Source organism: bacterium SCSIO 12741, assembly GCA_024398055.1.
Classification (GTDB): domain Bacteria; phylum Bacteroidota; class Bacteroidia; order Flavobacteriales_G; family Salibacteraceae; genus SCSIO-12741.
Map to the genome: position 1 here is coordinate 2,898,427 of CP073749.1, position 20,362 is coordinate 2,918,788.

Here is a 20,362-nt window from a genome sequence, read left to right on the forward strand (position 1 = left end):
CAAGTACTTTTGCCATTATCTCTTAGAAAATCTCAATAAAGCAAGCGGTGGCAAATAGTTCTGAACAACAATCGAGCAGTTCAATAAATCGGGTTCCAGTAGTCATACTCAACGGATTTCTGGGTTCCGGCAAAACGACCCTGTTTAGAGCATTGCTGGCTCAATCCAGAAAAAAGAATATTCCGGTTTGCGCCATTGTGAATGACATGAGCGAGCTGGACGTGGACGGTGAATTGATCGGAACAACCGATGCAGTAGAAGAAAATAGCCGCATTTTAGAATCCATTCATTCCTGCGTGCTAAGCAGTAAAATGGGAATTGAAAAGCTTGATGCGGCCATCCGAAAGCTGTTATCTGATCAAAATCCTGAGCTATTGATCATTGAGACATCGGGAAGTTGTCACCCACAACCCTTGATTGAATACTTCAAAGATCACCAACAGACGAAGCTCACCGGAGTGTTTGCTTTGGTGGATAGTTTGATGCTTGCACATGACTATCGTTACGGAGAAGATTTGATTCCAATCATGCAACATAACCTGGCAAATGGCCGTCGAGATACCGTTAATCTGCTGGTAGAACAAATCTTGTTTTGCAGTCATTTGATTCTCACAAAAGCCGATCGGATTGAAGAAAATAAGCTTCCCACAATTGCGTCTCATATTCAAAGGATAAATGGGTTTGCTTCCATTCATTCTGTGTTTTTTGGGAAGTTGACCCTAGAGTCTTTGTTCGAGCTTGAGGAATACGATTATTACCGCGTGGCGCCTCTTATTCAAGAATTAAAACCCATTTTAGAAACCGAAGAGGAGCAAGAAAGACCTTACAATTTGGCAACCCGGGTTATTAAGGACGAACGCCCTTTTCACCCACAACGGCTTTGGGACACTTGCCATCAATACCTCGATCAAAGAATATACCGGAGCAAGGGGTTCTTCTGGTTGGCCAGTCGCGATAAGCTTTCACTTCTCTGGAATCAAGCTGCGGGCGGAATAAATCTGGAAATTATTGGTTCCTGGCGATCTGGAATTGTAGAAGATGAAGATCACGGCATTACCGAATATGAAATCGAGAAATTGAAAGAGATGCTGGCCAACGAAACCGGACGTTTTGGAGATCGTATTTGTGATTTAACCGTGATTGGGGATCAAACTCAAGTCGATCGATTTACCGATGCGTTAAAAACTTGTTTTCTAACCGAGGAAGAAATTAAGCTTTGGGAAAATGGTCACGAGTTTACCGACCCATGGCCCAAGAATATTGTAAAAGTGAGGTAGGCGCGAATTTAGGATTGGGTCTTTCCAGTGCTTGGCGATGTTGGGCAATAATTTACTGGTAGATATTCTGAGAGATGAAGAAAACGGTCATTAAATACCGAGAGTCCGAAGTGGAAGCGGTTTTTCAAAAACTCGTATCCAACTGGGTTGAATTGGCCAATTTCTACCAGAAAGAAGTGACGTATGACTATGAAGCTCCGAGCGATCGACTACCTTATGTAGAAATGGGAGATATCGCCAGGTTTATAGTCGACAAAAAGAAATCAGACAACACGGAGCATTTTATTCCCTTTTTCGAAAACGTAGAAGAGTTAATGATACATGGGGATCAGTACACCCGGGAGCTCATGGTCGTTGGACTTTTCGAAGGAATCCAAAACAGAGGAGGCTCCCAAATCGACTACTACCGATCCTTCGACAAATGGTTAAAACCAGAGTCCCTAAAAGCATGGCGAAAGTTGATTGAATTTTGGGAAAAGGACGATTGGAAAAAGACCTCTGAAAGTGAGAAGATATTGAGGAAGGGGCGTAGGTGAATTTGGCCCAAGAGAGACAACATAACTAGCATTCCCGGTAACCTTTTTTATCCACTAATTGTTTCTATTTCTCTTATTTACAGACTTTATGGGGAATCGGAGTATTCCTTAAATGAACTGCGCAAAAAAAATAGAGTAGGGCACAAACTATTCCATGTAGTTTACAAAAGTCAGTCCTTTTCTTTCTATCAATTTCCTCTCTTTGATGGAGTACTAAATCCAAACAACTTATTATGATTTTAAAAAGTATTTCAGGGCTGATTGTAGGTGTTTTACTGATCAGTAGTGTTCAGCTTTTCGCGCAATCTGTTCCAGTTAGTGGGGGCTATCAGGCCTTTAAATTTCAGATAGATCAGGTCATCGGTGGTATGTCCAATGCAGCTGAAAGAGTTAGAATAACGACCACTTTGGCTGTCGAGGATGGTTATCTGATTTTAGGAAACGTTGAGAAACCCAATTCCAGTAATATGATAGTAACTACAGTTTTTATTGCTCACGTGGATCACCATGGAAGGATTCCAAACTCCAATTATTGGGTAAAAACTTATGGTGATAGTATTACGAATCAATTGGGACATCAAATAATTCGTGATTACTATGGCAATTATGTGGTATTAGGCGAAGAAGAGGATCCTTTTCAACCGCCTTCCAAAAGAATTTGGCTTTTTACAGTGGACTTGGCTGGAACAATGTCCAACTCCAAGCTGTTTAATTTGCATGTCCCTCAAGGTTATTGTTCCATTCGAGGAATGGAGATTGTTCCAACTCTTGAGAGTTCTGGTCCTAGTGGTTATGCGATTTGTGGATTCATTTTTGACTGTACCATGCAGTCCAATTATCCATTTGCCATGAGGCTGGATAATAACCTGGGTGTGGTATGGAGTAAATACTACAACCAAACTAATGCGAAATTTCTATCTATAGCTCAAAAAAAGGGCTTAGGTGAAAACCTTATTGTGGTTGGTACCGACGGAGATGGAATTATGGCCGAATTAAATTATGCTAACGGTAATTTGGTGGTTAATTCAAATATTAATTCCAGTGGTAACTTTTATACAACAGGTGTTAGGAGTTGTAATAAGGTGATCAGTACTTGGGATGGTGGATTTGTAATTGGCTCGTCTATTGGATATTACTCGACGTCCTCAGGTGTAATGGACGAATTTGGTTTACACAAATTTGATCAAAACGGCGTTCGGGAATGGTTCTCAGAGTACGACGAATTCTCGTCTTCTTACCACGATTACTTGACCCTCGAGGATATTCGAGAACATGATGATGAATTTGAAGTACTCCTCTCCTCAAATAAGGGGTTAATAATAAGCCGGGCTAATAAGTTTACTGGATCAGCATCAACCAGTATGCTGTACACAACGGGAGGAACTTCAACAAAGTTTTGGAGAGAGGTTGAATCAGATGTTAAATACCAAAAGTTAAGTTTTGATCCAGGATCAATTATCCGTGAGGGGACTGCCGTAGCCACCCATTTTTCTGGTAACACTCCGTTGGGAGGTATTCCTACAACCAATGACCGCAAGGAGTTTCGATTAATAAAAACAGACACGGACCTCGAAACCGGGGCTACTTCGTGTCAATCATCCATTCTCATTGTCAATGATCCTCATTGTTCCCAAAACCCGGCTGGACCATGTAGAAAATTTTTGGCTAACGCGGGAATGGTCTCGACCAATAACGCCGGTATTTCAGGAGGAAACTTCAATCATAGCGTATTCAATGGATCAGCGACACCTCACTATTACTGCTCTGAAGTAGTGTATGAAGTATTTCTACCGGAACCCAATGATGATAATCAGTTTTACCCTCCAAAAAGGACAACAGGAATTAATGATTTGGAGGCCGGAAAGGTAGATTTTTTGGTTAAAACGATTTCATTATCAGGTATATATAATATCGAGTCTTCTCTGAAATACAGTCGTCTTCAAGTGCTTGATATCAACGGAAGAATAGTTTTGGATACGATGGAGCAGATGGATCAAATTGATATTAGCCAAGAAGAGGGAGGTGTATATGTGGTTCGTGCAGTATTTGGATCGAACACTGTGGTGTCTTCTAAGATTGTAAAACAATAAAAGTTGGCGCTGTATTCGATTAACCTCCAATTGATCACTTTATCATTAGCGAAAGAACCCCTTGGTTAAAACCTTGGGGTTTCTTTTTATCCAATTATGGAACCCTGAATACAGTGCCATATCTTTAGATATTTTCATACTTTGGTGATCCGAAAGCCTCTTTCAAAAAACTAACCGTTTACCGAATAGGGTATCTTTTAAAATCAAACTTGGAGAAATATGTTAGGATTAATTCTAGTCTACTTTATTGGTAAGAGATTCTATGACTTAGCAGAGAAACACGATAAACATAAATGGGGTTTTGCGATTGCCGGAGTGGCTTCCTATTACTTGGGAACCATGGCCTTTGGGTTTTTCCTGGCTTTGTATTCTGAAATATGGAATCCAACGCTGTTGGAAGGAACCAATGATTTCGCTGTTGGGCTTATGGGCGTACCTTTTGGAGTGCTTGCTTGTGTGGGGTTCTACAAACTTTTAAAAAGAAGCTGGGAGCCCAAATCAGTGCCTTTGGATTCTAATGTTTTGGATGCCGAAATTGACCAAGATTCTTTTCAAAGGAAAGAGGATAAGGAAAAGTGAGTTCCAAGTTATCGGACTCGAACTCAATCTGACCAACGGGCCTAAAACGGACATAAAGCCGGGAGTTAAATACTCCACAACCGTAAATCGAACCAGCCGTGATAGATGGAGTAAATCGTAAACATGGATACCCCTGCATATAAACTCAGGTAGAATACTTTGAAGCCGTTGGTTTTAAAAAGCAATCGTTTTTTATAGAGTTTAAAGCCGCCATACACTGAGAATACCGGAAAGAGTATGGAGCATGCAAACAGGCTAACAGAGGTTAATGTCACTGTCCCAAGCGACTCCAAATTAGAGAAAGACGAATTACTCAGATAGATAGCTATAGAACAGGACATTAACCAAAATGGTAAAGCCATTAACCCTGTTGTTTTGGTTGAACTGAGGTAGGTCCTTGTAAACGGAAGAGTTAGTATTTGTCCCAAAAAAAGCATCGTAAGCAAGAAACCTGAGAGTAAACCAAAACACAACAAACCAGTAGATAGATAATGGGCTAAAGGATTGATTTTGACAAAGGTGTCTTCATAAAAAACGAGTGCTTTTTCACCGTCGTTATTGCATAAAAACAAGTAGGCTGCTTCGTTTTTTTCAGGGCTAAAACCGTTGTTCCCCGAATGGTAATACACCTCTTCGTCACGTATAAAGCGTTTAATGCTCAGTGAGTTGTTTTTTATTGAAAGTTTCATCGTTCTCACTGGAGCATTGATAAGATTCGCCAGACCGTTAGTTCCGTTGAGCATCTTATAAGTACCCTCCCATTCTTTGTAAGTTGAAATATCCGTGGATTTGATTGGGGCCTTACTATTTGAGGTTAATGACGGATCAACAAAATGATCCACCAACAGATGAAGAATTTTGGAATTGCTTTTTTGGAATAGATTGGAACTTACGGCCATACCCAAGTTTAGTTCCTGATTAAAAATATAATCACTGGTAAAGCCATCTATAGATCCATTATGACCTTTGAAAAGAACATCATTCTGGCCATAGTCTTTGTCACACATACCCAAACTGTATCCAGTTGAGATATGGTTTTCTATTTCAAAGTTGGATTGCAGCTGCTGCATGATAGCGGCCTGTTCTCGGGTAATTATTCCAAATGAGTCTAATTTATTTTCGTTCAGAAAGAACTGTAGAAATTTGGACATATCCGAACTACAACTCACTAATCCGCCAGCCGATTCTCCAATTAATTTTGGAGCCTTACTTGACTCAATTTTTCCATTGTTTCGTTGAAATCCGGTAGTTATGTCCGTGTTTTTTTGGGTGGAATAATAAGCCGTGTTTTCCATTTCTAAAGGAAGCAGAACATTCTTGGTGATGTATTCTTGGTAGGGAATACCGCTTGTCTTTTCAATGATGTACCCGAGAATGACATAGCCTGGATTGGAGTAGGAGAACACTAAGCCAGGTTGCCAATTCGATTGGTAACTCTGCTCAAAAGTCATCACCTCGTCCAGAGCCGTTAATTCCCTTTCTCGCTTTTTGATAATGGCCGAGATATGCATATCGTCAAATCCAGAACGGTGACTGAGCAGGTGTTTTATTTTTACCGGATGGCTGGATTCCCAGTCGTTTTCGAATGGAACTTCGGGGGCTATTTTCTTTAACTCATCCTCTAAACTGAGCTTCCCTTCACCAACAAGTTTCATGATCGCCAGGGCCGTAAAAGTTTTGGAAATGGACCCAAGGGCAAAAAGGCTTTTCTGCGTTACTTTTTGGGTATGCTCGGCATCGCTAGAGCCAAATTCTGATTGAAACAAGATGCTATCGCCACTCACCACCGTTACAAAGGCACCTGGAGTATTAGATTTCGTCAAAATCGAATGGATACTGTCTTTCAGCTGTGTTTCCGTGAGATTTTGGGCTCCGCTTTGAAAAGTGAAAGTCACCAACCATGCGATTAATACTGCTTTCTTCATTGTTTTTATTTATTGTTAAGCACAATACATTGTTATGCTATGTATGTAGTGAAAAAAATTAGCGAGTCGCTTTTCGTTTTTGCTTTAAGAGTAAGGTAATCATGAAATACAGGATCACGGCACTTAAGATCATTACAGGAATGAACCAATTCCCTAATACTTCCTGGTAATGGCTTCTGGAGACACTTCCAAGTTTGCCCAGAATGGCAAAATCACCGTCTTTAAAATACAACCCTACTTCATCCGGGTATCGCAGTTTTTGAAAAATCAAAAAACCAAATCCCAATAACAGTAAGTACAACAAGCTAAATACAGCATAAGAAATGCCATTGGCAATATTTAATGATAGTGCCTTAAAGACATGAATAGGATTGAATGTTTGGGTAGCTTGAGTCAGTTTCTTTTCAGCTATGGTTGGTTTTAGAATCTCCTCTGGGTTACCAAGTTTATGGAGTATTTTAACGATTTTATCAGCTTCGGAATCTCCATTTTCCTTTTGTAGGCCTTCGTAAATGTGGCTGTTGAATTCCATTAAAATGTCGAATCCATCTTCTGTAGGTAAGTCCTTCGTTTGCTGTTTAATACGTTCAATGTAGCTGTCGTAAATCTTTTGAGAAGTTTTATCCTGAAATCTGATTTCCTTCATCTCGTTTTATCTTGAAATTTTATTGATTGCCATATCCAGTTGTTTCCAATATTCTCGCATTTGGTCCAGTGTTTCTTCACCCATTTCCGTTAGCGTGTAGTACTTTCTTGGAATTCCTGAGGGTTGTTCGATCCACTTAGAGGTGGCCAAACCATCCGATTTTAATCTATTCATCAGGGGATAAAGAGTTCCTTCGGCAATTTCGATATCGGTAAACTTTTTTACTTCTTCTATAAGTTCGTAGCCGTAGTATTGGTTGTCTTTTAAGACATTAAGGATGATAAAGGCCAAAGTCCCTTTCTTAACCTGGGATTTCCATTTTTGTATAAACTCCTCATTCACGGCTCAAATGTATAGCATAATACATAGCAATACAATGTATGGGTATCATTTATTCAGATAAAGCTCTGAAAATACTTGAATATCAATGGGTACATCTTGAGTTTTGTGTGAAGCGCATAAAATCAATCTGTGAAAGTGAGTAATTGCTTGCCATCAGTCCGATCATACCTGGTCGTAGTTTCAACCTAGGACGAAGCTGTTTTTCCATTTATTCGAAATCCGGATTTTACCTGATATTCGGAATGAATGAAGGTTTTTGATTTGAAATGGTTAGATTCGATTTAGACCGCACTGAATTTCTCTTGTTTCAGGATAGTTTTGAGTTTTCACTTGTAATCAACTGAATTCACGATGACAATAAAGATCATGTTATAATACCGTAGTTACCTCATATTAATATGAATAGACGCAATTGCCTAATAATTTTAGTTCTGTTTATCGGTTTTCTTTCTTGTGAAAACGAGAAAAAATCGGAACCACAAATAGACAAAGCCACGATAAAATCTTCACCCGATTTGGAGGTTGACCATTTGAATATTTGGATTGAAAACCCAACAAAGGCAAAAGAAAAATTAACTCAAATTGGATTTACAGCTGTTCCTGATTCACTTTCACAGATTCATGGTGGGCAGGGAACAACAGGCAGGTATTTCAATTTTTTAAATGGTTATCTCGAACTGATATTTGTTTTTGACCAGCACGATTTTGATAGGAACAATGAATTGAACCCAGAATTGGATTTTGCTGAAAGAAATGATCACACAAAAAATGGTGCGTCACCTTTTGGCATTGCTCTCAGAGTAAAGGATTATGATCTACAAAAAATTCCATTTGAAAAAGTAACCTACCATCAAGATTGGATGGAGAAAAATGCGAACATTTATTCAGCTAAAAATTCAAAAACGAACCTCAGGGAGCCTTCCATTTTTGTTGTTTACCCAGAAATTGAATCAGACAGATTTGAAACGTTAGCTGACTTAAAGAACATTCCGGATGAATATGGATTTGCCAGAGAATTTTTCAAGCATCCGAATGGAGCAAAGAAGATTACAAAAATTACGATTACATCAACGGACTTGGATCTTAATACAGAAACGATTAAAACAATTAACGGAATTGGGAATGTAACCGTTAAAAATGGCAATGAACATCTGATGGAATTGTATTTCGATAACCATGTTCAGAAAAAGTCATTCGATTTAAGACCCGAATTACCAATCATAGTTAATTTATAAAACATGCGGTAAAGCGGTATGGCCGCAACTCTAACTCGTTTTAGTTTCAAATTTCAATTGATTGTTCAGTTGAATATATGGAAGGAATAGCCGTGCCTTAAGGTAATCTTGATACTCAAGAGGATTAATGAAGTACAATGGAGAAAGTAAACAAAGTACCATTCAATGAAATTAAGAATGTAAAGGAAGCTCTTGCGAACATGGCATTAGAACAACTTGAAATTGATATAAATTCATTGGAGAACCTGGTAGTAGAGTTCGGTTATATTTATTTACGAGGTGATCACTACGAGTCATTATTTAAAGTTTTGACAGACCAAGAAACCTTTTATTTTGCGGTACAACAAGGAAACCTTATATGGCTGCAAAACACCTTTAGCGAGGAATTGTTCCAATCAACAATTCAACAAATGCGAACCTTTCATGGAGATTGGAAATAAACACGAATTACATTCTAAGCAGAAATCTGAACATACCTCGTCGTAGTTTTAAACTACGACGAAACTATATTTCTGATTTAGTACCGAATGAAAAATATGGACTCTATGAGTTCTGAAACCAACCTGGCATTTTCGAATTCTAAAAGCAAAACAGATATAGTCAGGGCGACGAGAATACTATCGAACCATTTTTTGGTTGATATTCAGGAGGTTGAAGATGAGTTCGGTAGTAAAGGAAAGGTAAGCGTTTCATAGCCCGCCAAAGCTGCGCTTTGACGTTTAATGAGTAAATTTAAACCAAAAGACACAGCTTTGGCTACTGTCTGTGTAGTTCGAAAGGTTCATGCCTTGAAATCCCACACTACGCACAGCCAAAACGTTATCGGTTATAGCGAATTGAAAAAGAAATTAATGAAGGAGACTTGTGCATTCTCAATTCTGGCAATCTCGATTGTTTGTGTTCTGGTTTCCTGTAGCACTGACTCCAAAACCCAGCAGGAATTTCGAAACCCAAACTATATATGGTTTGTTCCTAATGGGGAATCTGAAGGGAGATGGGTGGAAATAGACTATACAAGCAACTCTCCATTACTATCTTCCGGTCATTGTACAGAGTTCTATTCGAATGGAAGCGAAAGGAGCAAGTATAATTTGAATAGACACGGAAACCCAGACACTATTTTCTACCTGAACTTGGAGAGTTCAGTAACTCACTATTCTATAACGAATGAAGATCGGTTAACGAGTTATTTCACAAGAGACGGAGAGTTCGAATCGTATTTGAACGATGGCTCGGTTGCCATGTTCGGAATTGTGGAGGACCACAATTTGATAGACTACAAATGGAGTGGGAAAATGGCCAGTTTCTATGAATTACTTTCCGCGAAAACAAGGGTATGGCGAAGTTTTGAGGCCTTTCTCAAAGAAATAATATCAACCGCTAAAGAACGAAATCAAAGTGGTGCTCTGTATATTGAAGAATCACGAACTACAACGCTGGATTCACTTAGATTGAATCTGATTGATTCGATTATGATTACATCAGAAACGCTGACCAAATTGAAGGTTGAACAAGGCTGTGAAGACCTCAAACACTCAACACTTCAATTCATCAATGGGACCAAATCACTGTCTGAAAATGAATGTGGCGAAATAATTCAGAAAATGAAATTAGAGTTTACAGACCAAAATATTGATTCATTGATGGCTGTGGTTCAAATTATACTCGATAAGTCGAAAATCGATGATGAAAATGCTGAGAAAGCCTACATGAACTGGAGTAGGAAATTTCAACCTGGAGAATATATTGTTCCGCTGTTACACGAGGTGAACAAACAAAAAACAATGCTTGACAATTGAGTTTTGGCGAAACGATAAAGCAAAAAACTATAACACCATGTCATACCACATGCCCACACAAACCCGCCCGCAGCATGCTAAAAGCTATGCTCTTTCCTCGGCACGTGGCATACAGTTGTTACGTGTATGATTCCCTAAAAACCGAAGTGTTAGAACTTAGAACCAACCTGAATCGACTGCTATAATTGAGATGGTCGTGAAATTTTCGAAACTCAGAATACAACTGAAGAAACCAAAGATTTCCCAAAACCCTATCTCGTTGCCTATGTGCTATAGAAAAAGAGAAATTCGGTAAAAATCTAAAGGTGAATTGTAGAAAGTTTGATTTCGTGCTTAAAACCAGAAAGTGAGAGTTAGGACGAGTCTGAAAACGAGTGCGAAGAAAAATCAGTTCCAAGTCCTCGCACTCTCGTGCTCACACTCGAAACTGATTTTGTACCCACGACTGGACTCGAACCAGCACGCCCTAATGGGCACAAGCCCCTCAAGCTTGCGTGTCTACCAATTCCACCACGTGGGTTTGTGGAGGCGGCAAAATTAATCTTTTTTCCCCTATGACAATGCGTTTTTCAAGGGTGGCGCAGAAAATTCCAGAAAGTGCGGCAAGATCGGTTAGGGGAGGTATACTTTTTCCGTGTAAACTTGATCGCCAACCCACCACTGAAGTAGATAAATGCCGGCTTTCAACCCATCTCGAGGAATGCGAATTTCAGAACCCAATCGGTCTGATTCCCTGATCAATGCCTGGCCGGATAAATCGCGGATAATGACGCGTTCGATTTTATCATTGGGATCTTGAAGGCCAATGTATTCTTCTTTTATTGACCAATGAATTTGCTCAGATTCAGCCGCTCCTTCAACCATCAAAATGGAGCTGTAATGGGTATCTCCATTTAGATCTACTTGCTTAAGTCGGTAAAACAGAGGACCCGAAAAATACGGTTGATCTTCAAATTGATAATGCCGCAATACATTCGAACTTTCCTGTCCCGCCTGCTCGTCAATAGTCTCCCAGTCTTGGCCCTGCTGAGAGCGTTGTAGTTCAAAACGATCGTTGTTTTGCTCGCTGGCCGTGCTCCATTTTAGCGTTACCCATGGACCCTGCTTTTCAGCTTTCCAACGGACCAAATCAACCGGTAAAGGTGTTATCGCACAATTGACCGTTTGATGGGAAATGCCAGGTCCTTGAATGATAATATTAACCGAATTGCAACCAAAGGAGGATACCGTTGAAGTAGCACAGTCCGTATTACCGGTCCAAACGTTGGAGGATGAGGTGACATTTCCAGATCCGCCCGCATTGGGAAGGTTAAAAAAATGACTACTGGCACCACAGATTAGGTTGCCCTGAAAGGTGTACAAATTGGCCGGTTGGTTACTTCCCGAAAAGGAAGCTGAATAGCTCATTTCCACATTGTAGTTGTACCCAAAAGGGCAGCTGTTGCTTGAAGGAATAATGGTTTGAGGCGTGATAGTCACATTCACATCATAGCCATTGGATGAGCTAATGGTGGTGGTACATTGACCATTACCAAGTAGGGGAAACAATAAAACAATCGCTACCCAAAAAAAAGGTTGATGCCAAGGCCAATTTATGGTCAATTCTCTCCTACTTTTAGTAAAAATTCGCGCTGCAAAATTAGTGGGTACTTGGATTGAAAATTGCCGCTATTTTTGGATGTCGATGAATTTTTATTTTTTTTCGATGAAAAGAGTTTTCCATGGTAAATGAAGATCCGTACGAAGAAGAGTTGACGGCGAAAGATCTGGCCAATATAACCTCCATTAAGGGCTTGAAACTTCTGCTGAAGGACAAGAAGATTGATTACAGCAAGGCCCTTACCATCATGAAATATGAGGAAGAGCTCGTTAAGCTGCAAATCGAGTTGGTTCGTTGGCAGCTGTCCATTTTGGAAAACAACCAGCGGGTGGCCATTCTATTTGAAGGTAGGGATGCTGCTGGAAAGGGAGGAACGATTCGTCGCTTTATTCAGCACCTCAATCCAAGGTCTTTTCGATTAGTGGCTTTAACCAAACCGACGGAGGTGGAGCAGGGGCAATGGTATTTTCAACGCTACAGCACCCATTTGCCCAACCAAGGAGAAATTGTGTTCTTCGACCGGAGTTGGTACAACCGGGCCGTGGTGGAACCAGTGATGGGATTTTGCTCACCCGATCAATACGATGTGTTTATCAACCAAGTGAAGGATTTTGAGCAGATGTTGATCGACGATGGTATTCAGTTGATCAAACTGTGGTTTAATATTTCCAAAGAGGAGCAGAAAAAACGATTTAAAGAAAGAGAAACAGATCCGCTCAAGCAATGGAAATTGTCTCCCATTGATAAGGTAGCTCAGGAGAGATGGGACGCCTTTACCCATTACAAGATGGAAATGTTTAAGCATTCCCACACCAAAAAGAATCCCTGGATAGTGGTAGAAGCCAACAACAAAAAGATTGCTCGATTGGAGAGTATTCGCTACGTACTATCTCAAGCCACATACCCCAATAAAGGAGGCAGCGGTGCTTTTCTGGAAGTGGATCCGGACGTTGTGCGACTTTACCCAGATGCTTACAAGGACTAAGGCATTTTGCTGAACCTTTCCGCTACCCGTCGGTAACAAACTAAATGGTAGTTTTGCCGCAAAGTTTTTCTTCATGAAGAAATTTGATATTCCGACGCATTACCGGAGTTCGTTTATCGGTCAGATTAAGCAGGCCCGAAAGGCTGGTGATCCGCGGAAAAAAGACTTTTCTCCTACAGTCCTTGATTTTGGACCCCTTCGTTTTCTCATTGCCCGGCATTTTGGTTTTTGCTACGGGGTAGAAAATGCGATCGAAATCTCCTATCGTACCGTTCATGAAAATCAAGGTAAACGCGTATTTCTGTTAAGTCAGATGATCCACAATCCTTTGGTGAACCGGGATTTAGAGGAGAAGGGTATTCAATTCATTATGGATACGGAGGGAAATCAATTTATTCCCTGGGAAGAGCTTACCAATGAGGATGTGGTTATTGTTCCCGCCTTCGGGACTACCGTTGAAATTGAAGAAAGACTCCGAAAGATCGGCATTCAAATGGAGCGTTACGACACCACTTGTCCTTTTGTAAAAAAGGTGTGGACGATGTCGGCAAAATTGGGAAAAGCAGGTGCCACTGTGATTATTCACGGAAAACACCAGCATGAAGAAACCCGGGCAACTTTTAGCCATAGCCGTGAAAATGCTCCTTCGGTAGTAGTACGAGATATTGAGGAGGCCCGTAAATTGGCCGCTTACATGACCGGTGAAAAAGATGCAGAGTCATTTTACCAGGAATTTGCTGGAAAACACTCCCAAGGTTTTGATCCCAAAATCCATTTTAATCGGGTTGGGGTGGTTAACCAAACGACCATGTTGGCTTCTGAGACGCAGGAAATTGCCGAGTACATGAAAACGGTAATGGTTGAGAAGTTTGGAGAAGATCAGATTAAAGAACATTACCAAGATACCCGCGACACTTTGTGTTATGCGACCAACGACAACCAGGACGCTACCTATGGCTTGTTGCAGGAAGATGCCGATTTGGCTATCGTAGTGGGTGGTTATAACAGTTCCAATACCTCGCATTTGGTGGAATTGTGCGAACAAAAATTCCCGACTTATTTTATTGATTCAGTAGATCGAATTTCCGAGAGCCAGGAGATCGATCATTTTCATTACGAAACCAAAACCAATCAAAAAAGTTCCCAGTTTTTGCCGGAAAAAGATCCGGTAACCCTGGTACTGACCAGTGGAGCCTCTTGTCCTGATTCTGCTATTGATGCAGTGATGGATAAGTTACTTTCCTTTTATCCAGAGGCCCGAAGCAAAGAAGAAGTCTTACAGGAAATTCTCGATCAAGCGTGAGAACAAAAAGTCTGAAAAAGAACAAAGTGAACGTCGTTACCCTCGGATGTTCCAAAAACATATTTGATTCAGAGGTAATGATGAACCAGTTGAAGGCCAATTCCTTCGATGTGGAACATGATTCCAATGCCGGTGAATCATCGACTGTAATTATCAACACTTGTGGATTTATCGACAATGCCAAGCAGGAATCTATCGATACCATTTTAGGATGGGTGGATGCCAAGAAAGAGGGCATGGTAGACAAAGTGATGGTTACCGGTTGTCTTTCTGAAAGGTACCGCGATGATTTGGAAGTAGAAATTCCGGAAGTGGATGCCTACTTTGGAACCCGGGAACTACCTCGTTTGCTCAAAACCTTAAAGGCCGATTACAAACATGAATTGGTAGGTGAACGTCTATTGACCACTCCCCATCACTATTCTTACTTCAAAATTGCTGAAGGATGTGATCGTCCCTGTTCGTTTTGTGCCATTCCGCTCATGCGTGGTAAGCACATTTCAACTCCGATGGATCAGTTGGTAACCCATGCCAAGCAATTGGCGGCTGGAGGAACCAAGGAACTGATTCTCATTGCCCAGGATTTGACTTATTACGGATTGGACCTGTACAAAAAACGCAACCTGAGCGAATTGCTTGAACGTCTTTCTGATGTAGAGGGAATTGAATGGTTGAGAATGCAATATGCTTATCCTTCCGGATTTCCGATGGATATTTTAGACGTGATGAAGAACAATCCAAAGGTGTGTAACTACCTGGATATGCCTCTACAGCACATTTCAACGCCGATGCTCAAAGCCATGAAGCGTGGAATTAACCGGGAACGTACCATCGACTTGATCGATAAGATCAGGCAAACCGTACCGGATATTGCTCTAAGAACCACCCTGATTACCGGGTTCCCAGGTGAAACGGATGATCACTTCGACGAATTGTTGGAATGGGTAGAACAGACCCGTTTCGATCGTTTGGGATGCTTTACCTATTCTCACGAAGAGAACACAACCGCTCACCAATTGGAAGATAATGTTCCGGAAGGGGTGAAGATGGAAAGAGCGAATGCCATTATGGACGTTCAGCGTGATATCTCCCGGGAATTGAATGAGAAAAAAATTGGAAACACCTACAAGGTTTTGTTCGACCGAAAGGAAGGAGACTATTTCGTAGGAAGAACCGAGTTTGATTCACCAGAAGTAGATAACGAAGTATTGGTATCTGCTGAAAATCAGTATGTACGTCTGGGTGATTTTGCAAATGTAAAGATCACTGAGGCAGAGGAGTTTGATTTGTTTGGTGTAGTTGTCGAAGATTAGTTCAGTCCTTGAGCCGACAATGCGTCAAGTGATCAAACAGCGGTAACCCGGAGTTTCTAAATTTGCACCATGGATGTTGACTGTTTGCCATACGATCAGATTTCCTTCCTTCCCTCGCTCATCCGAGATTATTTAGCTGATCGCCCAGAATTAAAGACTTTATACGGAAACCGCCCTGACCTGGCAGGATTTGCTGAGCAACTCAAGCAGAAACAGCTGCCAGAAGAGAACCGGGCGGTATTGGCCGATGTACTGATCGAGCAGTACCAATCTTTAGATCATAAAGAGAAGCAACTGAGGCATATTGAAGCGCTAAGGCTGCCGAATACCTATTCCGTTACCACCGGACATCAACTGGCTCTATTTTCAGGCCCCTTGTATTTCATTTACAAGATTTTGTCCACCATCAATCTGGCTGAACAGCTGCAACAGGCGCATCCGGATGCTCATTTTGTGCCTGTTTTCTGGATGGCCAGCGAGGACCATGATTTTGAAGAAATCAATCATTTTTTTGCCGGCGATCGAAAGATTTCCTGGGAAAGAGATTTTGGTGGAGCCGTTGGCGAAATGTCTACGGAAAGCCTTTCCATTGATGGTGAATTGAAGGCCGCTCTTGGCACCACTCGTCAGTCGGAGGAGTTATTGGATTTGTTCCAACGTGCCTATAAGAAGCACGCTAATCTTGCAGATGCCACACGATACTTGGTTCATGAATGGCTTGGCGAATATGGCGTAGTGGTCATTGATGCAAACGATAGGCGGCTGAAGGCCCAATTCGTCAATCAGATGTCCCAAGAAGTTACGGCTGGAACCGGTCAGGATAAGATTTCTAAAAGTATTCAAGAGTTGACCCAATTGGGATATAAAGCCCAGGTCAACCCAAGAGATATCAATCTGTTTTACCTGAGTCCCGATCGACGGGATCGAATGACTTGGGAAGGAGAGAAAGTAGTCTTGGTTGATGCGGATAAAAGCTGGACTCAGGAAGAACTTTTGGCAGAGATGCAATCGCACCCCGAACGTTTCTCTCCAAACGTAGTCATGCGTCCCTTGTACCAGGAAGTGATTTTGCCCAATTTGGCCTATATCGGTGGAGCCGGAGAAATGAGTTACTGGTTTGAGCTGATGACTATGTTTGAAGCACACCAAGTGACGTTTCCAATTCTAATGTTGAGGAATTCTGTTCTTCATATCCCCCTTCGAATTCGTAAAAAGATGGACAAGTTGGGCGTAAAACCCACCTCGCTTTTTAAGCCCTTGCACGAAATGGAAAAGGATTGGGTGAAAACGCATGCTTGTGATCTCGATTTAGAACCTGAAACCGCGGCATTGGAAGACTTAGGTAAAAGGCTAATGGAAAAGGCTCAATCCTTGGATGCCAGCCTTCAAGGAGCCGCCGCTGCTTCTCATAAGCGTTGGTTCAACGAAATTGAGAAAATCAACAAGAAGATGATTCGGGCTGAGAAGCGCAAAAACGAACAGGTTATGCGTCAACTGGGAGAAATCAAAGAGGCTGCTTTTCCAGGTGGTACGTTCCAAGAACGGAGGCACAATTATTCCTGGTATTATTTACAAGGTAGAACCCGTATGATTCAAGTTTTAAAGGAACAACTCGATCCTTTTTGTCAGGAAATAACACTGCTTTTCGAAAGCGATCGAGCTTAGTGCACTTCCAGTTTTTGGGTTGAGAGCCTATTTCCTTGCTCATTCCATAAGCTAATTATATAGACTCCAGGATTGAGTAGAGAATTGAACTGGATTTCATCTTTTTCCGTGGTTGGACATTCTTCAACGATTTGCCCATCCAGGTTCATAAGAACAACCTTTCCTTGAGTCGATCGAACCAACTTTACTAAAACCTGATTCTGAGAAGAGTAGGCAACAAATCCAGGATTTGATTCCTGACTGTCGCGTATCACTGGGAATACAGAGCTGTATTCATAACTGCCATCCAAATCCACCGTCTTTAATCGGTAGTAGGATTGTTCGATCAGCTGTTCGTCCCAGAATCGGTATTGCCGTATTTCGTTGGAGTAGCCTGCTGCGGCAACTTGACCAATAGGTTCAAAAGAAATTCCATTTGCCGAGTGCTGGATTTCGAAATAGGAAGAATGAATTTCGCTTGCCGTTTCCCATTGGAGTTGAGTTCCATTTTCAAGTGCCTCTGCATGGAATTGGGTGAGCTCTACTGGAAGTGGTGTTCCATTGCCAGCGCCACCAAAAATGCTAAAGGAGCGAACTCCTGTCCAGGTGAGTTTATTTGTACCCGTGTTCACCGATCCAGTTCCCATGGTATCGGTTATGGCCGCTGTGCTGTTGGCAGGCCTTTCCCAGGTACTTCCATATTTTACGGGAAAAAGATCGGCTTCGGTTCCGTTGATGTCTCCATCTTGGTAGATCAATTCAATCGAATAATTGGGGTTAGTGATTCCTGTTGGTTCGATGGTCCAATAGCGGTTGATAAAAGTGGTTACTCCGCCATCCATATTGGGGTGTTTACTTGCCGTTACCGTGGCGTCCAGGTAGGCTGTTGGGGCCAATGTAGCGGATGAAAAAGTAATGTTGGACGGAGTCCAGCCGTCGCCGTTGGTACCTAATTCTATTTGGTAAGTACCCGTGGTGTTGTTGACATAGGTTCGAACGGTTCCACCATAGATATAGGAGGTGCTACTGGCATTACTTACCGCACAATCAAAAACAAAATTCCCCAAACTTAGCGTGTTGCCATTCAGGTTGAAAACACCATTCTTTAGCTTCAATTTCCCATGAACCGTAATGTTTCCTCCTGCGGTAAAGGTTTGTCCACTTCCATTCAAAACCAAAGTTCCGTAATGTCCGGCGGGAATTGTACTTGAACTGGAGAATGTGGCAGAAGGATTGTTGCCATAATGATAACCAGCTGAATGGTCAGACGTAGTTGCGCCGGCAATGCTCCACTCAGATGCTGTCCAGGTCTCATTTGGACTAAAGATAGAGGTGTCTCGCACGGCTCTTGAATCTGTATATTCCCACGATTTGCCCGAACCATCTTCGTCCAACACGCCATAGGCATCTACCAGTGTGCCACTTGTATTATCCCCTCCGTAATAGAGGAAATAACCATCATCACCGTTCCCAGAAGTATTTCCCCAGGTAGAATCGGCCGTGGCACCATAAGTGCTGTTGTAGGTACTGGAGTTATTGGCAATAACGTAAGTGCCTCCGATTTCCAGATTACCGGTCAATTGCCTACAGGTAAAGGACCCTCCGTTGGTTTGGCGGCAGAAGTAAAAGGTGGAAAATGAAAAGTCAATACTGGTGGTGTCTGAATTAAATAATTCACCAAATCGGGCGGTGGTTAAATTGGATGGATCGTGAACTTCGGTGATGATTAGTTTAGGAACATAGGCGAGGGCAACGCTTTCCTCATAACCCGAAGACCAGGAAGTGCTTTTGCGGCTGTACATCCTAAAGAAGTAGGTTGTTCCGCCTGTTAGGTTAGTTACCGTGACACTGCCTCCAGTTCCTTTGTAAACCACCTTACCGCCATCGAAGGCCGTTCCGCTTCCCGTAAAAGAGACGTCTGCCGTGTAGGAGGAACCGTCACCGGTAGGTGTTCCGGAAATAGTAGATGCTTCTTTACACACCAGCATAACTTCATCGTAGCAACTGGGTAGAGTCCAGTTCACCGTGAGTTGGTTGTAACCATCCGTCTGACTTAAGTCGCTTACATTGGTCGGAGTGGAGCAAGATGTAGTTTCATTGCCATTGAGTTGGTTGTTCGTGAAGCACGGGCCGGTGCCATTATACTCGTAAATTCCAAAATGGTAGGTTGTTGCACTGGATAACCCGGTTACGGCCACCGAAGTTCCTGTACCTTTATAAAGCACCTTGGAGCCACCTATAGAACTACCGCTTCCAGAAAAGTCAGAATCGGCTGAATAGTGAACGCCATCCACGGGATCAAGGGTGACAGCATTTAAAGCCTGGCCTAATACCAATACGCTATCTCCATTTCCACGAGTCCAGGAAACAGTCATTCCGGATTGTGAAATGGAAGAGGTTGAAAAGGAGCTTGCGGCTGTACCTGGAGAAGAGCATGAGTGGGTTCCCACCAACCTGATATCGTCAATGTTCCAGAATTCGCTGCTTGAGTTGTTTTTGGTTTCAATCTTGAGGTGGACCTCTGACCAGGCGTCGGAGATGTTGATTTTTATTTTGGTCAGGGCGTTTGCGCCTGTTTTCGTTCCACCACTGGCATAAGAATAGGTGGAGTCGGCACCTGCCGTTATTTCCATCACTCCGGTTCCGTCCATACCATAGCGAACATTGGAATTTCCGTTGATTTGTAGGTCTGGTGTAGCGGAAAAGGAATTGCTGTTGTTGACGAATACTTTGATATAATCAGCCCCGTCTGCTCCATTGCCGGAAGTTCCGCTGGTGGAAGAAGTCCAGATCTCAATATAACGAGAGGTATGAGTGGAATTTGAAAAGCCGTTAAGGATAAGTGTATTGGTGGCATTATTGGTAAGGTGGGAAGCGCTGCCCGATTTTATACGTTGGTTCGAAGGAGTGTCCGAGCTTCCGGTGGCCGTTGAATTGTTATTTCCCGAGGTAATTCCCCAGTTATCATTAGCCGTTCCCTCAAATCCTTGAAATGCCAATGTATCCTGAGCAGACACTTGCACCGAAATAAGCCAGAGGGCGAGACTTATTGAGGTGAGGAGCGAATTAACAGTCATGCAACAAATTA

The 20,362-nt window shown here is 42.0% G+C and carries 16 protein-coding genes and 1 tRNA gene; 11 read left to right on the forward strand and 6 right to left on the reverse strand.

What is annotated here, in order from left to right:
* Positions 1 to 47 precede the first annotated feature (47 nt).
* From KFE98_12380 to KFE98_12395, 4 genes are all read left to right on the forward strand, one after another.
* A complete protein-coding gene (locus tag KFE98_12380; GenBank protein ID UTW60821.1) occupies positions 48 to 1,277 on the forward strand; it encodes a GTP-binding protein in 1,230 nt (409 codons plus the stop codon).
* 74 nt (positions 1,278 to 1,351) lie between these two features.
* Positions 1,352 to 1,813, forward strand: a complete 462-nt coding sequence (locus KFE98_12385) for a hypothetical protein (GenBank protein ID UTW60822.1) — start codon at positions 1,352 to 1,354, stop codon at positions 1,811 to 1,813.
* A 233-nt stretch (positions 1,814 to 2,046) separates the two neighbouring features.
* Entirely contained in the window at positions 2,047 to 3,903 is a 1,857-nt protein-coding gene (locus KFE98_12390; protein ID UTW60823.1) for a T9SS type A sorting domain-containing protein, read from the forward strand.
* Positions 3,904 to 4,122: 219 nt separating this feature from the next.
* On the forward strand, positions 4,123 to 4,482 hold the full coding sequence (locus tag KFE98_12395; protein UTW60824.1) for a hypothetical protein: 360 nt from the start codon (positions 4,123 to 4,125) through the stop codon (positions 4,480 to 4,482).
* A 65-nt stretch (positions 4,483 to 4,547) separates the two neighbouring features.
* Here the strand turns inward: KFE98_12395 and KFE98_12400 are convergent, their stop codons facing one another.
* Genes KFE98_12400 through KFE98_12410 form a run of 3 tightly spaced genes read right to left on the reverse strand, consistent with a single transcriptional unit; the run spans position 4,548 to position 7,395 of the window.
* Complete coding sequence (locus KFE98_12400) at positions 4,548 to 6,407, reverse strand: beta-lactamase family protein (GenBank protein UTW60825.1); 1,860 nt, start codon at positions 6,405 to 6,407, stop codon at positions 4,548 to 4,550.
* Between the two features lie 58 nt (positions 6,408 to 6,465).
* Complete coding sequence (locus tag KFE98_12405; GenBank protein UTW60826.1) at positions 6,466 to 7,053, reverse strand: DUF1700 domain-containing protein; 588 nt, start codon at positions 7,051 to 7,053, stop codon at positions 6,466 to 6,468.
* Between the two features lie 6 nt (positions 7,054 to 7,059).
* The gene (locus KFE98_12410; protein ID UTW60827.1) at positions 7,060 to 7,395 is read right to left on the reverse strand and encodes a PadR family transcriptional regulator; all 336 of its coding nucleotides are present in this window, start codon (positions 7,393 to 7,395) and stop codon (positions 7,060 to 7,062) included.
* A gap of 398 nt (positions 7,396 to 7,793) precedes the next feature.
* Here KFE98_12410 and KFE98_12415 point away from each other — a divergent pair, with 398 nt between their 5' ends.
* From KFE98_12415 to KFE98_12425, 3 genes are all read left to right on the forward strand, one after another.
* Positions 7,794 to 8,630 carry a VOC family protein gene (locus tag KFE98_12415; GenBank protein UTW60828.1) on the forward strand — a complete coding sequence of 279 codons (837 nt, stop codon included), beginning with the start codon at positions 7,794 to 7,796 and terminating at the stop codon, positions 8,628 to 8,630.
* Positions 8,631 to 8,767: 137 nt separating this feature from the next.
* Positions 8,768 to 9,070, forward strand: a complete 303-nt coding sequence (locus KFE98_12420; protein UTW60829.1) for a hypothetical protein — start codon at positions 8,768 to 8,770, stop codon at positions 9,068 to 9,070.
* A gap of 282 nt (positions 9,071 to 9,352) precedes the next feature.
* Entirely contained in the window at positions 9,353 to 10,429 is a 1,077-nt protein-coding gene (locus KFE98_12425) for a hypothetical protein (protein ID UTW60830.1), read from the forward strand.
* A gap of 436 nt (positions 10,430 to 10,865) precedes the next feature.
* Here the strand turns inward: KFE98_12425 and KFE98_12430 are convergent.
* Both KFE98_12430 and KFE98_12435 read right to left on the reverse strand, forming a co-directional pair.
* Positions 10,866 to 10,949, reverse strand: a tRNA-Leu gene (locus KFE98_12430).
* A 92-nt stretch (positions 10,950 to 11,041) separates the two neighbouring features.
* Entirely contained in the window at positions 11,042 to 11,977 is a 936-nt protein-coding gene (locus KFE98_12435) for a hypothetical protein (GenBank protein UTW60831.1), read from the reverse strand.
* 173 nt (positions 11,978 to 12,150) lie between these two features.
* Between KFE98_12435 and ppk2 the strand changes: the two genes are divergently transcribed.
* The 4 genes from ppk2 to bshC all read left to right on the forward strand — a co-directional run bounded on the left by ppk2 (position 12,151) and on the right by bshC (position 17,295).
* Positions 12,151 to 13,014, forward strand: coding sequence for a polyphosphate kinase 2 (gene ppk2 / locus KFE98_12440; GenBank protein ID UTW60832.1), 864 nt, complete (start codon positions 12,151 to 12,153; stop codon positions 13,012 to 13,014).
* A gap of 73 nt (positions 13,015 to 13,087) precedes the next feature.
* A complete protein-coding gene (locus KFE98_12445; protein ID UTW60833.1) occupies positions 13,088 to 14,317 on the forward strand; it encodes a 4-hydroxy-3-methylbut-2-enyl diphosphate reductase in 1,230 nt (409 codons plus the stop codon).
* On the forward strand, positions 14,314 to 15,630 hold the full coding sequence (gene rimO, locus KFE98_12450; protein ID UTW60834.1) for a 30S ribosomal protein S12 methylthiotransferase RimO: 1,317 nt from the start codon (positions 14,314 to 14,316) through the stop codon (positions 15,628 to 15,630). Before KFE98_12445 ends, rimO begins: the two co-directional genes overlap by 4 nt.
* 69 nt (positions 15,631 to 15,699) lie before the next feature.
* Positions 15,700 to 17,295, forward strand: a complete 1,596-nt coding sequence (gene bshC / locus KFE98_12455) for a bacillithiol biosynthesis cysteine-adding enzyme BshC (protein UTW60835.1) — start codon at positions 15,700 to 15,702, stop codon at positions 17,293 to 17,295.
* Here the strand turns inward: bshC and KFE98_12460 are convergent.
* Positions 17,292 to 20,351 carry a T9SS type A sorting domain-containing protein gene (locus KFE98_12460; protein UTW60836.1) on the reverse strand — a complete coding sequence of 1,020 codons (3,060 nt, stop codon included), beginning with the start codon at positions 20,349 to 20,351 and terminating at the stop codon, positions 17,292 to 17,294. The genes bshC and KFE98_12460 overlap by 4 nt on opposite strands.
* Positions 20,352 to 20,362: the final 11 nt, after the last annotated feature.

Coding starts and splice junctions, on each gene's coding strand:
- KFE98_12385 (UTW60822.1), top strand. CDS start 1,352: ATGAAGAAAACGGTCATTAAATACCGAGAGTCCGAAGTGGAAGCGGTT.
- KFE98_12390 (UTW60823.1), top strand. CDS start 2,047: ATGATTTTAAAAAGTATTTCAGGGCTGATTGTAGGTGTTTTACTGATC.
- KFE98_12395 (UTW60824.1), top strand. CDS start 4,123: ATGTTAGGATTAATTCTAGTCTACTTTATTGGTAAGAGATTCTATGAC.
- KFE98_12400 (UTW60825.1), bottom strand. CDS start 6,407: ATGAAGAAAGCAGTATTAATCGCATGGTTGGTGACTTTCACTTTTCAA.
- KFE98_12405 (UTW60826.1), bottom strand. CDS start 7,053: ATGAAGGAAATCAGATTTCAGGATAAAACTTCTCAAAAGATTTACGAC.
- KFE98_12415 (UTW60828.1), top strand. CDS start 7,794: ATGAATAGACGCAATTGCCTAATAATTTTAGTTCTGTTTATCGGTTTT.
- KFE98_12420 (UTW60829.1), top strand. CDS start 8,768: ATGGAGAAAGTAAACAAAGTACCATTCAATGAAATTAAGAATGTAAAG.
- KFE98_12425 (UTW60830.1), top strand. CDS start 9,353: ATGAGTAAATTTAAACCAAAAGACACAGCTTTGGCTACTGTCTGTGTA.
- ppk2 (UTW60832.1), top strand. CDS start 12,151: ATGGTAAATGAAGATCCGTACGAAGAAGAGTTGACGGCGAAAGATCTG.
- KFE98_12445 (UTW60833.1), top strand. CDS start 13,088: ATGAAGAAATTTGATATTCCGACGCATTACCGGAGTTCGTTTATCGGT.
- bshC (UTW60835.1), top strand. CDS start 15,700: ATGGATGTTGACTGTTTGCCATACGATCAGATTTCCTTCCTTCCCTCG.
- KFE98_12460 (UTW60836.1), bottom strand. CDS start 20,351: ATGACTGTTAATTCGCTCCTCACCTCAATAAGTCTCGCCCTCTGGCTT.